The 13,996-nt window shown below is 71.6% G+C and carries 13 protein-coding genes; 6 read left to right on the top strand and 7 right to left on the bottom strand.

What is annotated here, in order from left to right:
• Positions 1-11: 11 nt before the first annotated feature.
• Positions 12-1,088: a Zn-dependent alcohol dehydrogenase gene (locus FB563_RS23115; protein ID WP_055709175.1), complete on the bottom strand. Its 1,077-nt coding sequence runs from the start codon at positions 1,086-1,088 to the stop codon at positions 12-14.
• A 37-nt stretch (positions 1,089-1,125) separates the two neighbouring features.
• A complete protein-coding gene (locus FB563_RS23110) occupies positions 1,126-2,001 on the bottom strand; it encodes a MaoC/PaaZ C-terminal domain-containing protein (RefSeq protein ID WP_055709176.1) in 876 nt (291 codons plus the stop codon).
• Positions 2,002-2,255: 254 nt separating this feature from the next.
• On the opposite strand from FB563_RS23110, the gene FB563_RS23105 reads away from it, so the two are divergent.
• The 3 genes from FB563_RS23105 to FB563_RS23095 are packed head-to-tail and all read left to right on the top strand — an operon-like array spanning position 2,256 to position 5,193.
• Positions 2,256-3,176: an ABC transporter ATP-binding protein gene (locus FB563_RS23105; protein ID WP_055706307.1), complete on the top strand. Its 921-nt coding sequence runs from the start codon at positions 2,256-2,258 to the stop codon at positions 3,174-3,176.
• The gene (locus FB563_RS23100) at positions 3,176-3,892 is read left to right on the top strand and encodes an ABC transporter permease (RefSeq protein ID WP_055706308.1); all 717 of its coding nucleotides are present in this window, start codon (positions 3,176-3,178) and stop codon (positions 3,890-3,892) included. The genes FB563_RS23105 and FB563_RS23100 overlap by 1 nt, the downstream gene beginning before the upstream one ends.
• Before the next feature lie 17 nt (positions 3,893-3,909).
• Complete coding sequence (locus FB563_RS23095; RefSeq protein ID WP_107100623.1) at positions 3,910-5,193, top strand: sensor histidine kinase; 1,284 nt, start codon at positions 3,910-3,912, stop codon at positions 5,191-5,193.
• Here the strand turns inward: FB563_RS23095 and FB563_RS23090 are convergent.
• Both FB563_RS23090 and FB563_RS23085 read right to left on the bottom strand, forming a co-directional pair.
• Positions 5,171-6,733, bottom strand: a complete 1,563-nt coding sequence (locus tag FB563_RS23090; RefSeq protein ID WP_234357758.1) for an alpha-L-arabinofuranosidase B — start codon at positions 6,731-6,733, stop codon at positions 5,171-5,173. The genes FB563_RS23095 and FB563_RS23090 overlap by 23 nt on opposite strands.
• Before the next feature lie 169 nt (positions 6,734-6,902).
• Positions 6,903-7,685: a class I SAM-dependent methyltransferase gene (locus FB563_RS23085; RefSeq protein ID WP_055706309.1), complete on the bottom strand. Its 783-nt coding sequence runs from the start codon at positions 7,683-7,685 to the stop codon at positions 6,903-6,905.
• A 62-nt stretch (positions 7,686-7,747) separates the two neighbouring features.
• Here FB563_RS23085 and FB563_RS23080 point away from each other — a divergent pair, with 62 nt between their 5' ends.
• Positions 7,748-8,389 (top strand): response regulator transcription factor, encoded by a 642-nt coding sequence (locus tag FB563_RS23080; protein WP_199832819.1) that lies wholly within the window; start codon positions 7,748-7,750, stop codon positions 8,387-8,389.
• A gap of 13 nt (positions 8,390-8,402) precedes the next feature.
• On the opposite strand, the gene FB563_RS23075 is transcribed toward FB563_RS23080, so the two are convergent.
• The 3 genes from FB563_RS23075 to FB563_RS23065 are packed head-to-tail and all read right to left on the bottom strand — an operon-like array spanning position 8,403 to position 11,206.
• On the bottom strand, positions 8,403-9,158 hold the full coding sequence (locus FB563_RS23075) for a hypothetical protein (protein WP_234357759.1): 756 nt from the start codon (positions 9,156-9,158) through the stop codon (positions 8,403-8,405).
• A 35-nt stretch (positions 9,159-9,193) separates the two neighbouring features.
• Positions 9,194-9,733: a SigE family RNA polymerase sigma factor gene (locus tag FB563_RS23070; protein WP_055706311.1), complete on the bottom strand. Its 540-nt coding sequence runs from the start codon at positions 9,731-9,733 to the stop codon at positions 9,194-9,196.
• A 51-nt stretch (positions 9,734-9,784) separates the two neighbouring features.
• On the bottom strand, positions 9,785-11,206 hold the full coding sequence (locus tag FB563_RS23065) for an MFS transporter (RefSeq protein WP_055706312.1): 1,422 nt from the start codon (positions 11,204-11,206) through the stop codon (positions 9,785-9,787).
• Between the two features lie 223 nt (positions 11,207-11,429).
• Here FB563_RS23065 and FB563_RS23060 point away from each other — a divergent pair, with 223 nt between their 5' ends.
• Together FB563_RS23060 and FB563_RS23055 are read left to right on the top strand one after the other, a co-directional pair.
• Entirely contained in the window at positions 11,430-13,175 is a 1,746-nt protein-coding gene (locus tag FB563_RS23060; RefSeq protein ID WP_055706313.1) for an MFS transporter, read from the top strand.
• Between the two features lie 159 nt (positions 13,176-13,334).
• Complete coding sequence (locus FB563_RS23055; protein ID WP_055706314.1) at positions 13,335-13,988, top strand: class I SAM-dependent methyltransferase; 654 nt, start codon at positions 13,335-13,337, stop codon at positions 13,986-13,988.
• Positions 13,989-13,996 lie beyond the last annotated feature (8 nt).

Raw genomic sequence — 13,996 nt, 5'->3', positions numbered from 1 at the left:
GGCTTGAGTCCTCAGATCTCGATGCACGTACGCAGGGCCGTCCCGGAACGCATCTGGTCCAGTGCCTCGTTGATCCCGGCCAGTTGGACCCGGTGGGTGATCAGACCCGCCAGGTCGACGCGGCCGGCCCGCCACAGGGCGATGGTGCGCTCGTAGGAGCGCACCACGTCACCGCCGCCGTACATCGACGGCAGGATGCGTTTCTCGTCGAAGAACAGCTCGAACATGTTGAGCTGCAGGAAGTCGTCCATGGCGCCGGCGCCGACCACGACGAGGGTGCCGCCGCGCCGGGTGTTGTCGTAGGCGGTGCGGGCGGTGGCCGACTTCCCGACGACCTCGAAGACGTAGTCGAAGCCCTCACCGCCGGTGACCTGCTGCTTGGCGTCGGCCAGCTCCTCCGGCGAAACGGCCCTGGTGGCGCCGAACCCGAGGGCGGACTCGCGCCGGGAGGCGACCGGGTCGACGGCGACGATCTCGGCGGCGCCCTTCAGCCGCGCCCCCTGCACCGCCGAGATGCCGACCCCTCCGCACCCGATGACGGCGACCGACGAACCGGCCTCCACATCGGCGGTGTTGAGGGCCGCGCCGAGGCCGGTGGTGACCCCGCAGCCGATCAGCGCGGCGATGTCGTAGGGCACGTCGTCCGGGATCGGCACCGCGCAGCCGGCGTCGACCACGACCTCCTCGGCGAAGGTGCCGGTGCCGGCGAAGCCGAAGACGTCACCGCCGGAGCGCCGGAAGTTGGGGGTGCCCGCGTTCATGAACCCGGCCAGGCACAACTCGGTCTGCCCGCGCCTGCAGGCCGGACAGGCGCCGCAGGCGGGCAGCCAGCAGATGACGACCCGGTCCCCGGCCTTCAGGTGCCGTACGCCGTCCCCCACTTCGAGGATCTCCCCGGCACCCTCGTGCCCCGGCACGAACGGCGCGGGCTGCGGCAGCACCCCGCTCATCGCGGACAGGTCCGAGTGGCACAGCCCGGTCGCCCGCACCCGGACCCTGACCTTGCCGGGGCCGAAGCCCACCGCCTCGACGTCGTCGAGGACCTCCAGCTTTTCCTGGCCGATCTCGTGCAGTACGGCTGCGCGCATGGTGCGGCTCCCCTCGAAGGCTGTCTCGGGCGTGCTGTCAGGAGTGCTGTACGACGGTGTCCGCGAGGACCGCCGCGTCGTCCCGCTCGACGGCGCTCACCGCGACCCGGACGCTCCCCTCCTGCCGCCACATGCGGATGCGCAGGGTCTCCCCCGGGTACACGACGCCCGCGAACCGGGTGGTGTACGACCGCACCCGGCTCACATCGCCGCCGAGCAGCGTGTCCACGACCGCCTTGAGCGTGATGCCGTAGGTGCACAGCCCGTGCAGGATGGGCCTGTCGAAGCCGGCGAGCTTGGCGAACTCGGGATCGGCGTGCAGCGGGTTCCAGTCTCCGGAGAGGCGGTAGAGGAGGGCCTGGTCCTCGCGGACGCGGCGTTCGACGGTCCTGTCGGGTTCGCCGGTCGGTGGCTCCAGCCGGGCGGAGGGCCCGCGATCACCACCCCACCCGCCTTCCCCCCGTACGAAGATCTGGGCGTCGTTGGTCCACAGCGGGCCGTCGGCGTCGGCGACCTCGGTGCGCAGGACCAGGACGGCGGCCTTGCCCTTGTCGTAGACGGCGGCGAGCCGGTGGGTCGCGGTCGCCGTGCCCTCGGCCGGGATGGGGCGGTGGATCTCCAGCGACTGTCCGCCGTGCAGGACCTTGGCCAGCTCGACCTCCACACCGGGCATGGACAGCCCGCTGATCACGCCGGGCGCGCCGGAGCCCGCGACGGTGGCGAAGCTCGGCAGGACGTGCAGCCGGGACTCCAGGGTGTAGCGCAGCTCGTCGGGGTCGGTGGCGGGGGCATCCTTGTCGGGGTTGGCTCCCGCGCCGATGCCGAGGTGGTACAGCTGCACGTCCTTGGTGGTCCAGGAGATCTCGCCGGTCCGGGGACGGGCCGCGAGGGCTTTCGCTGCATCGATGGGCATACGGCTCCTGACACTGGCGGTTCAAGACCCCGGTGCGGACGTCCGCACCGTCGGCCGCACCGAGGTCGCTACGGGCCGATCTAGAACGCGTTCCAGTCCGGCGCCCTCTGTATAGCCCAGCCCTCCACAGTTGTGAAGGCTCCTGACGCCGTGTCAGCTCGGTGTGGCGGGACGGAGGCAGTGACATTTGTACTGCCGGAGTCCGTACATGCGCCTCTGCCGGAAGCGGAGGCCGGATTCGTATGGTCCTAGGCATGACACAACGGGGACAACGGGGACAACCGGGAAGCGCCGTCTCCTTCACGGGGGCGGCCAAGGCGTACGGCGCGGTGCGCGCCGTGGACGGCGTCGATCTGGAGATCGGGAGCGGGGAGACCGTGGCCCTGCTGGGCCGCAACGGCGCCGGCAAGTCGACGGCGATCGGCCTGCTGCTCGGGCTGATCGAGCCCGACGCCGGCACCGTGGAGCTGTTCGGCGCGGCGCCCGGGCAGTCGGTGCGCGCGGGCCGGGTGGGCGCGATGCTCCAGGACGCCCGGCCGGTGCCCCGGGTCACCGTGGGCGAGCTGGTGGGGTTCGTGGCCTCCCGCTGTCCCGCGCCGATGCCGGTCACGCGGGCCCTGGAGCTGGCCGGGATCGCCGGCCTGGCCGGGCGGCGGGTGGACCGGTTGTCCGGCGGGCAGGTCCAGCGGGTGCGGTTCGCGCTCGCGCTGGCCGGGGACCCGGCGCTGCTGGTGCTGGACGAGCCGACGGCGGCACTGGACGTGGAGGCACGGCAGGCCTTCTGGGAGTCGATGCGGACCTACGCCCGGCGAGGCCGCACCGTGCTCTTCTCCACGCACTACCTCCAGGAGGCGGACGCGTACGCCGACCGGATCGTGGTCGTCGACCGGGGCCGGGTCGTCGCCGACGGCACGGCCGAGCAGCTGCGGCGCGCGGCGGGCGGCAACCTGGTGCGCGTGGACCTGGCCGGCCGGGACGCGGACGACTTCGCCCTGCTGCCCGGGGTCCGCTCGGTGGAGGTGCGGGGCGACCGGGTCCGACTGCGCACGGACGACTCCGACGCGACGGTGATCGCCCTGGCCGAGCTGGGGGCGATCAGGGGACTCGAGGTGACACCGGCGTCCCTGGACGACGCGTTCCTGGCCCTGACCTCCCCCTCCCTGGAGGCTGTGTGATGCTCGCCTACATCCGTCTGGAAACCGTCCGCACCCTCCGCGACCCCGGCTTCGTCATCGGCGGCATCGCCATGCCGGTGATGATGTACCTCCTGTTCACCAACCTCGGTGACACCGACGGGAGCTGGAAGACCGCGGCCATGGTCGGCATGGCCGCCTACGGCGCCGTGGGCTCCGCGCTGAACACCGGAGGTGCCGTCGCCGAGGACCGCGCGACCGGCTGGCTGCGCCAGCTCCGCGTCACCCCCATGACCCCACGCGAGGTGGTGACCGGCCGGACCCTGACCGGCGTGGTCACCGTACTGCCCTCGATCGTCGCCGTACTGGCGGCGGGCGGACTGGCCAACGGCGTACGGCTGGCCGTCTGGCAGTGGCCGGCGATCGCGCTGCTGCTGTGGCTCGGCTCGGTCCCGTTCACCCTGCTCGGCCTCGGCAACGGCTACCGGCTGAGCGGGCCGAGCACCGGCGTGGTCAACATGGTGTGCAACCTGGGGCTCGCGGTGCTCGGTGGCCTGTGGTTCCCGGTCGGCCTCTTCCCCGGCTGGCTGCGGGCTGTGTCGGTGTACACCCCCACCCATCGGTTCGCGCAGCTGGGCACCGCCGTATCGGAGGGGCGCGCACCGGGAGCCGGTGTCATCATCGTGCTGACCGCTTGGCTCGTTCTGTTCGGTTCGTACGCTGTGCTGTCGTACCGCAGTCGGGCGGGGACCATCTGACCGGGGGAAATGCAGACATGACGTGGGTTCAGGGAATTCGGTGCCACATACAGGCCCTGCAGGCCGAGCGGCACCAGTGGCGGGCCGCGCACGAGCGCTTCAAGGCCGCGCAACGGGCCGCCCGCAAGCAGGGCACGGAGCCGGACGTCGACCATCCCGGCCCGCCGCCCACCGGATTCGCCCTGCTGCCCTGGCTGCTGATGGGGATGGGGTCCTTCTCCAACCTGCTCCAGGGCAAGACCCCGAACCCATGGATCGGCGGCCTGGGTCTGCTGGCCTTCAACTCCCTGTACATCTACGTCACCTTCCGCTCCTTCGACCGCGCGAAGCGGGAGGCCCCCTCCACCCGGGTGGCGGTGCTCCTCATGGGCCTGGTGACCACGGGCCTGGCGCTCGGCTACGGCGGCAACTGGCTGATGTTCTTCCCGCTGCTCGGCCTCGCCGTGGGCGCCGCCCTGCGCGGGCCGTGGCTGGGCCGCACCGGTCTGCTGGTGACGGTGTACGCGGCCTGCGTCTCCGCCGTCCGCGGCGGCTGGGGGGACGCGACGAACATCGGCTACGCGACCTTCCTCTCCAGCATGGTGACCGCCGCGATCCTCGGCCTGTCCGAGGCGGTACGGGAACTGCGCGCCGCCCGCGAGGAGCTGGCGCGGCGCGCGGTGGAGAAGGAGCGACTGCGCTTCTCCCGGGATCTGCACGACCTGCTCGGGCACACGCTGTCGGTGATCGTGGTGAAGTCGGAGGCGGCCCGGCGGCTGGCCCCGCGCGACATGGAGGCGGCGCTGGGCCAGATCACCGACATCGAGTCGGTGGGCCGGCAGGCGCTCACCGAGATCCGTGAGGCGGTGACCGGCTACCGGGAGGGCAGCCTGGCCACCGAGCTGACAAGGGCCCGCTCGGCGCTGTCGGCGGCGAGTGTCGAGCCGGTGGTACGGCAGTCGGGGACGCCGCTCGAACCGCAGACGGAGGCGCTGCTGAGCTGGGTGGTGCGCGAGGCCGTGACGAACGTGGTCCGGCACAGCGACGCCGGCCGCTGTGAGATCACCGTCGACAGCGGCGCCGAACAGGTCCGGCTCACCGTCACCGACAACGGCAGCGGCAGCGGCCGGCCCGTCAGCCGGCACCGGCAGGGCATCGGCGGCACCGGGCTGAAGGGGCTCACCGAGCGCCTCGCGGCGGCGGGCGGCTCACTCACGGCCGGCCCGTCGCCGCGCGGCGGTTTCGCGGTGACCGCCGAACTCCCGGTGGAATCGGCTCAGTTCGCCGATGCGGTGGCCGCTACGGCGCCCAGGGCGAGCTGACCGCCCAGGTCACGTCGTCGGTCCAGGACGTGCTGCTGTCGAAGTCGTTGGACCCGCCGTCGCTCGCGATGTACAGGTTGTAGTCGTAGTGGCGCAGGTATCTCGTCGGGTAGTTGTACGAGGCGAACGAGGTGCCGGTGCCGCTCTTGCCGGTCTGCGGGCAGAACGTGGCGTCGGCCCGGAACTGGGCGGTGCCGTCCATGGGCTGCCGGTAGAGCTTGTAGTTGTAGTGGCGCAGGTAGTCGCCGGGGTAGTTGCGCGACTCGAAGGAGACGCAGGAGCTGCTGGCGAGGCCGCGGCGGACGATCCAGGTGGCGTCGCTCTTGTCCAGGGCGGAGTTGCCGGAGGTGAGGGAGGAGATGACGCCGACGCCGTTCTGGTGGCGGACGTAGTCGCTGGTGCAGCAGGAGGTGGTGGCGCGCAGCGAGATCTCCGAGCCGGGGTTGAGCGTGCCGGTGCTGCCGGTCGCGCCGCCGTAGCCGACGGAGACGATGTTGGCCTGCACGGCGTCGTCGGCGGCGTCGGTCGGGATGCCGGAGGTCATGACGCCCTCGAAGAAGGAGCCGATGGAGCCGTTGCTGTTGTCGCCGCCGGTGCCGAGGACGATCGCGCCCTCCTGGTGCATCGGCGAGTATCCGCTCCTGGTCGGTTCACCTCCGGAATAGGTGGTCGTCAGCCCGCCGGATTGCGCATTCCCCCATTTGAGCGCGAAATGGTTCTGGCCGTTGTTCTTGAGCAGTGCGGTCACGAACGGCAGCGGTCCGGTGCCGGTGTTCGCGGAGTTCTTGCTGTATCCGGCGTCGGACTGGAACAGCCCGTTCTCCAGGTCGGCCTGCACCCAGGGGCCCTGCCCGTAGCAGGGGGAGAACCAGCACTCGGTGCCGAAGTTGATGGCGTCCATGTGGCCGTTGCCGGTGTCCTTGTTGTTGGTCTCGGCGTTGCCGTAGTCGAAGCAGCAGCGGCCGTTGACGTGGGTGCCGGAGGTCACCATGTACATCCCCTCGGCGGCGCCGTCGGTGGCGACACCGGAGGTGGAGTTGTCCCGGTAGCCCATGCCGGCGGAGATCTCCAGGCCGTAGACCTGGTGGCCGCCGACGGTCACCGGCAGCGCGTCGGCGGGCGCCCCGACATCGGCCGCGCCGGCCCCGCCCGCGCCCTCGATCGTGAGGTCGTTGTGGCGCGGGGACTGGTCGTAGATCTTGGTGATGATGCAGGTCGTGCCGGAGCAGAAGGAGTCCTGGGCGGCGGCGTTCGCGTATCCGCCGGCGGCCAGCGGCCCGATGTCCTTCGTGGCGCCGTCCGAGGCCCGCTGTACCTGGTAGAGCGGGCCGTTGTACGAGGAGTACAGCGCCCGGACCAGGCTGTGCGCGGCGACACAGGGGGTGCCTGCGGCGGCGTAGACGTCACAGGGCAGCGAACTCGCGGCGGCGGCCTGGGGTGCTCCGACGCCGAGGAGCAGCGCGGCGAGGGTCGCGCAGACGGCGAGCACGGACAGGGCGGCGCTTCTCAGCCGCCGGGGGCGTATGTGGGGGGAGCTCACGGGCACGGTGCACCTCGGATTCTCTCGTTCGGTATATCGGACGTCGTTCGACCGAAATACCGAACCTATTCGACGACGAAAAGGGAACGGATTTCTGGAAATGCAGGGGCGATTGTTTGAGCACTGCCTCAGAGCGTCAACCCCCGCCGCACCGGACAATGCCAAGTCTTTAATCGGCGGCGGCTGCCCGGGCCGTGAGCAACGGCTGGAAGAAACCCGTCTCTTCGGGCATCAGCCAGGCGATGTCCGTGAATCCCGCACCGGCGGCGAACCCGGCGAGCCGTTCCCGCCCCAGCGCCCAGTAGGCGGCCCGGCGCACCCGGACCTCCCACGGCCCCTGGCCTTCCCGGGCCGGGACCAGCTGGAAGTGCTCCAGCTCGTAGCGCTCGCCGTCCGCGTGCCACCGCCACAGCTGGAAGGTGACGGTCCGCCCGGTGCCGTCGGCGGGCTCGTGCACCTGCGGGGGCGTCGAGACCGGCCGCTCGCGCAGCAGTTCGTCATAGGGGCGGGTACTGACGAGCAGCCGCCCGCCGGGCCGCAGCACCCTGCGCATCTCCCCCAGCGCGGCCCGCACGTCCGGCTCGGTGAGGAGATGGGGCAGCGCGTTGTCGGCACAGACGACGGCGTCGAACCGGCCACCGGCAAAAGGCAGTTGCCGCATGTCGGCACCGGCGGTGGGCAGAGCCACTCCGAGCCGGGCGGCCTCCCGGCCGGCCCGGGCGGCGGCCCGCACGCTCAGATCGGTCCCGACGACCCGGTGGCCGCGCAGCGCCAGCCCGATCGCCTGCGTGCCGATGCCGCAGGAGCAGTCCAGCACCGCCGCACGCTCCGGGCCGACCAGGGCGTCCAGCGCGGCGCCCTGACGGCGGACGCTCGCCGCCCAGTCCGGGTAGATCAGGTGGTAGTCGTCGGCCAGCTCGTCGTAGAAGCGCGCGGTCGAGGACTCGGGCATACGGCGAGGCTAGCGTGCCGAGCGCCGCGGTGGGACGGGGTTCCCGGCCGTAACCTGAAGCCATGAACGAGATGCCCCGGGACCATCGGCCCGCCAAGTCCATTCGGGTGCTGCTCGCCGAGGACCAGGGCATGATGCGGGGGGCGCTCGCTCTGCTGCTCGGCATGGAGGAGGACATCGAGGTGGTGTCCCAACTGGGCTCGGGCGACGGCATCGTGGACGCCGTGCTCACCCACCGGCCGGACGTGGCCCTGCTGGACATCGAACTGCCGGGCGTCAGCGGGCTGGACGCGGCGGCCGAGCTGCGGGAACAGGCGCCCGACTGCCGGGTGCTGATCCTCACCACTTTCGGCCGGCCCGGCTATCTGCGCCGGGCCATGGAGGCCGGGGCGGCCGGGTTCCTCGTCAAGGACGGGCCCGTGGAGGAACTGGCCGCGGCGATCCGGCGTGTGCTCACCGGGGAGACCGTGGTCGACCCGGCGCTGGCCGCCGCGGCGCTCAGCGCCGGGCCCAGTCCGCTGACGGCCCGCGAGTGCGAGGTGCTGAAGGCGTCGGTGGACGGCGCGACCGTCGCCGACATCGCCGGCAAGCTGCATCTGTCCGAGTCCACCGTCCGCAACTACCTGTCCTCGGCGATCGGCAAGACGGGCACCCGCAACCGCGCGGAGGCGGTACGGGAGGCCCGGCAGCAGGGGTGGCTGTGAGCCACGAGCGCTGCTACTGAATCACCTCCGCGTTCCGGTAGGCCGTCCCCTCCGGGGCCGTGCAGGCGAACCACTCCACCGGCGAACCGGCCACCGCCTGGGGCTCGACCACGGTGCTGGTGCCGTCCTTCCAGTCGCACTTGACCTGCCGGGCGGTGATGGCGACCTGGCCCACCACGAGCCGGACGGGACCATCGGAATTCGCCTTGCCCAGGGCGAGGGCCCCCGACATCAGGCTCGTGCCCGTCAGGGGCTCCCACCCCTTGAGCGTGTCGAAAATGATCGGTCTGAGCGGGCTGTCGCCGTAGTACAGGCCCGAGTAGTACGAGGTCATGCCGACCAGGTGCCGGTGCCGGCGGTCGGGAAGGAGGGCCGGCTCGATGCCGTACTTGCGCATCGCGGCCAGCTGCAGGGCCGCCTCCGACTCGTCCCGCGGCGCTCCCCACACGGAGACGACCACACGCCAGCTCTTGCCGTGGTCCGTCCCGCGCGCCAGCTCCGTTTCCTGTGGGATGTCCACATTCCGGTCCTCGGGCCTGGACGGCTCGGCCGCCACGGTCGACTTCCGGTCGGTCCGGCCGGGCAGGCCTGTCACCGCCAGCGTCGCCCCCGTCGACCCCGCCAGCACCAGTGTCGTGGCCGCCGCCACCGCCCAGCGGCGGGCTCTGCGTCGCCGGCCGGCGCGGATGACCGCCTGGACGGGGGCTATACCGATCTCGGCCTCGTCCGCGGCGTCCGCGAGGAGGAGAGCGATGTCTGTGTGCGTCATGTCGGTCATCTCATGGTTCTCCCGGTCCGCGCTCATCACTTCCGACCTCCATGCGTCACCGTCTCGGCCAGGGCCGGTATGGCCCGGAGTTTCGCGATCCCTTTGGCCGCGTTGCTCTTCACCGTGCCGACCGAGCAGCCCATCGCCTCCGCCGCCTGGGTCTCCGTCAGGTCCTCCCAGTAGCGCAGGACCACCGCCTCCCGCTGCCTCACCGGCAGCTGGGCGAGCGCCTTGAGCAGCGCGCTGCGGTCGTCGGCCTGCGCGATCCGGTCCCCCGTGTCGGCGATCTCGTGCACCAGGCCCGAGTCGTCCTTCGGAGCCAGGAACTCCTTGAGCCTTCTTCGGTGTTTGCGTGCGTGCAGGTTGATCATCACGCGCCGTACGTATGCCTCCGGATCGTCGGCGGTGCCGACCTTGCGCCAGGACACATAGACCCGCTCGAGGGTCGACTGGACCAGGTCCTCGGCGGCGTGCTGCTCCCCCGCGAGGAGAAATGCCGTGCGCATCAGCCGTGGCCAGCGGCCGATCATGAAGCTCTGGAACTCCTCGTTCCGAGCGTGCTTCCCGTCCCCCATGGGCACCTCCTAGACATCAGAAGGAGTCCATGGGCGGCCCGGACCGTTGCCTCACGTCGAAGAAGTTTTCCGCGGCAGCCACACCAGCATCAGCACCGCACCGCCCAGGAGCACCGCCGTACTGGTCCGGAAGGCCAGCGCGTAGCCGTCGGTCAGCGCCTCGGGGCCGTGGCCGCTGCCCGTGCCGGCCGCGGCGACGGTCGACATCACGGCGAGCCCGAGCGAACCGCCCATCGTGCGCGAGGTGTTGACCAGCCCCGACACCACACCGGCCTCGCCCGCTGCCGCCCCGGACGTGGCCAGGGAGGCGAGCGGGGTCGCCGCGAGGCCCGCACCGAGCATCATCAGGATCCCCGGGATCATGATCGCGGTGAGATACGCCTCGTGCGCGCTCATCGTCGACTGCCCGCCGAAGCCGGCCGCGGCCACCAGCGTGCCCAGCACCGCCACGGTCCGCGGACCGGCCGACCGCATCAGGCGCGGCGCCAGCTTGGAACCGACGACCACGGCCAGCGAGCTGGGCACCAGCGCGAACCCGGCCTCCAGCGGCGTGTAGCCGAGCACGTTCTGGGCGTAGAGGGTCATGAAGTACCACATGCAGAACATGGCCGAGCCGGAGAGGAACATCGCCGCGTTGGCCGAGGCGACCGAGCGCAGCCGGAGCAGGCCGAGCGGCATCAGCGGGGCCGCCGTACGGGACTCGACCAGCAGGAACAGGCCGATCAGCAGCAGCCCGGCGAGCAGCGGCAGCACCGTGGCGGCGGCCGTCCAGCCCTCCGCCTCCGTCTGCGAGATGCCGTACGCCAGGGTCGCGAGGCCCGCCGTGACCAGCAGCGCGCCCGGCAGGTCCAGGCGCCGCCCGTCGCCGGCCCGGCTCTCGGTGAGCCACAGCACCGAGCCGGCCAGCACCAGCGCGCCCACCGGCACGTTGATCAGCAGCACCCAGCGCCAGGAGAACACGTCCACGAGGACCCCGCCGACCAGTCCGCCGGCGGCCCCGCCCCCGGCGCCGACCGCGGTCCAGGTGGCGATCGCGCGCGCCCGCGCCGGCCCGTCCGGCACCGCGGAGGTCAGCAGGGTCAGCGTCGAGGGGGCCAGCACCGCCGCGCCCAGCCCCTGCACGGCCCGCGCCGGCAGCAGCTGCCAGCCCTCCTGGGCGAGGCCGCCGCCCAGCGAGGCCAGCGTGAACAGGCCGAGCCCGACGAGGAACATCCGCTTGCGCCCGTACAGGTCGCCGGCCCGGCCGCCGAGCAGCATGAACCCGGCGAAGGCGATGGTGTACGCGTTCACCACCCACTGCAGGCCGGACGCGGTCAGGCCGAGGCCGCTGCGCATGGACGGCAGGGCGACGTTCACCACCGACACGTCGAGGACGACCAGGAACTGCCCGGCACAGGCGAGCGCCACCACCAGCCAGGTCGGCACGGTCCTGCGGCGGGACATGAGGGGTGTGGTGTCGGCGGCTTCCAGCATGGTTGTCATGCTCTCAACCCGGTTACGGTCCTTGCATCGGCATTTCGGACCACCGGGCGCGGGACGCAGGGCCTACGCCGCTCGCCGTACCGCCACCGCACTGACGTCGAGTCAGAAACCCATGAACCGGTCAAGGATTCATTAGAGGCCCGAAGCAACGGAATAGTTGCCTGTGCATACGAGGTTTACCTGTCACTTATCACTACCAGGAGGCCTCGAGTCCATGACCCACACGACGACCGACCAGCCGGCCCGGAGAGCGGGCGGCGCCGTGGTCCCGGTGCTCGCCTTCGCGGGCATCGTCGTCGCGGTGATGCAGACCCTGCTCGTGCCGGTCATCAAGGACCTGCCACAACTGCTGCACACCGCGCCCTCCAACGCCACCTGGGTCCTCACCTCGACCCTCCTGGCCGGTGCCGTGGCCACCCCGATCATGGGCCGGCTCGGCGACCTCTACGGCAAGCGGCGGATGCTGATCCTCAGCCTTGCCGTGATGGTGGTCGGCGCCCTGGTCAGCGCGGTCACCAGCCAGCTGCTCACCATGATCGTCGGCCGTACCCTCCAGGGCTTCGCCATGGGCGCGATCCCGCTCGGCATCGGCCTGATGCGGGACATGCTGCCGCGCGAGCGGCTCGGCTCGGCCATGGCCCTGATGAGCTCCTCGATCGGCGTCGGCGGCGGCCTCGCGCTGCCCGCCGCGGCCCTGGTCGCGCAGCACACGAACTGGCACGCCCTGTTCTACGGCGCCGCCGGCCTCGGCGCGCTGTCCATCGTCCTCACCCTCCTGGCCGTACCCGAGTCCCCGATGCGGGCGGAGGGCTCCTTCGACCTGCTCGGCGCACTGGGCCTGTCCACCGGCCTGGTACTGCTCCTGCTGCCCATCACCAAGGGCAGCGACTGGGGCTGGTCGTCCGGCACGACGCTCGGTCTGTTCGCCGCGTCGGTCGTGGTCCTCCTCCTGTGGGGCCTGTTCGAGCTGCGCGTGAAGGCGCCCCTGGTCGACCTGCGCACGACCGCCCGCCCGGCCGTCCTCTTCACCAACCTCGCGTCGATCATGGTGGGCGTCGCGTTCTACGTCGTCTCCCTGGTCCTGCCCCAGCTGCTCCAGCTGCCCAGGGCCACCGGCTACGGCCTCGGCCAGTCCATGGTCGTCGCAGGTCTGTGCGTGGCCCCGCTGGGCCTGACGATGATGTTCACGGCCCCGGTGTACGCCCGTCTGTCCGCCAAGTACGGCCCCAAGGTCACCCTCATCATCGGCCTGCTGATCATCGCGCTCGGCTACGGCGGCGGCCTCGGCCTGATGGACGCGGCCTGGCAGACGATCGTCACGTCCGTGGTCCTCGGCGCGGGCATCGGTCTCGCCTACTCCTCGCTGCCCGCGCTGATCGTCGGTGCGGTCCCGGCCTCGGAGACCGGCGCGGCCAACGGCCTCAACACGCTGATGCGGTCCATCGGTACGTCGGTGTCCAGCGCCGTCATCGGCATGGTGCTCGCCAACACGGCGAACAACGTGGGCGGCATCGCGATCCCGACCATGCACGGGTTCCGGGTGTCGTTCCTGATCGCCACCGCCGCGGTGGCGGCGGGGCTGCTGATGGCGCTGTTCCTGCCGAAGGGCTCCCGGCCGGCTCAGCAGCACACGCAGCTGCGGGCCAGCAGCGAGGAGGACGCCTCTCTGGAGCGGGCCGAAGAGGTGCTGCGGGGCTTCCGGGGGCGGGTGCTGGGTGCCGACGGTGTTCCGGTCGCCCGGGCCAAGGTCACGCTGATCGACCGGCGGGGGCGGCAGGCGGGGGCGGCGGTCTCCGACGAGGACGGCAGCTATGTGCTCGCCGTGCCGGCGCAGGGGGCGTACGTGCTGGCCGCGAAGGCCTCCGGCCATGGGCCGCTTGCTTCCTCCGCGACGCATTCCGGGGAGGAGCGGGCTGTCGAGCTGGATCTTTCGTTGCCTGGGGAAGTTGTCAGCGCCTAGAGCTCGGGGGGTTCTGGGCGGTTCGCGGCTTTCCCGCCGTCGTGGCCATTCGCGCAGTTCCCCGCGCCCCTTGGGGCGCCTACCGCACCCCCTGTCGAATATGTGGCCGGGGGTGCGGCAGCATGGGCCCCTGAACAGTCGTACGACCGGAAGGCCCCCATGTCCGCCACCACACCCAAGCCCGAGATCCTGGCCGCCTTCGAAGCGGCGAAGGGCTTCATGCCCGTGGACGAGGGGCTGGCCTTGTACGAGGCCGCGGTGGAGGCGGGGCGGCTGGGGCTGCCCTTGCTGGAGGTCGGGACGTACTGCGGGCGGTCCACCGTGCTGCTCGCCGACGCGGCCCGGGCGGCCGGGGTCACGACGCTCACCGTGGACCACCACCGGGGCAGCGAGGAGCAGCAGCCGGGGTGGGACTACCACGACCCGGAGACGGTCGACCCGGAGGTCGGCCTGATGGACACCCTGCCGGCCTTCCGGCGGACGCTGTTCAAGGCGGGGCTGGAGGAGCACGTCGTCGCCCTCGTGGGCCGCTCGCCGCAGATCGCGGCCATCTGGAACTCGCCGCTCGGTCTCGTCTTCGTCGACGGCGGCCACACCGACGAGCACGCGGGCGCCGACTACGAGGGCTGGGCCCCCCATGTGGCCGAGGGAGGCCTCCTCGTCATCCACGACGTCTTCCCGGAGCCCGAGGACGAGTTCACCGGACAGGCGCCGTACCGCGTGTATCTGCGGGCGCTGGAGTCCGGGGCGTTCACAGAAGTCTCGGTGACCGGCTCCCTGCGCGTCCTGCGGCGAACGCGAGCGGGGATCTGAGGCCCCGG

Source organism: Streptomyces puniciscabiei (assembly GCF_006715785.1).
GTDB lineage: Bacteria > Actinomycetota > Actinomycetes > Streptomycetales > Streptomycetaceae > Streptomyces > Streptomyces puniciscabiei.
Note: the sequence above shows the minus strand (reverse complement) of the source record. Positions and strands in the feature narration are given on the sequence as shown.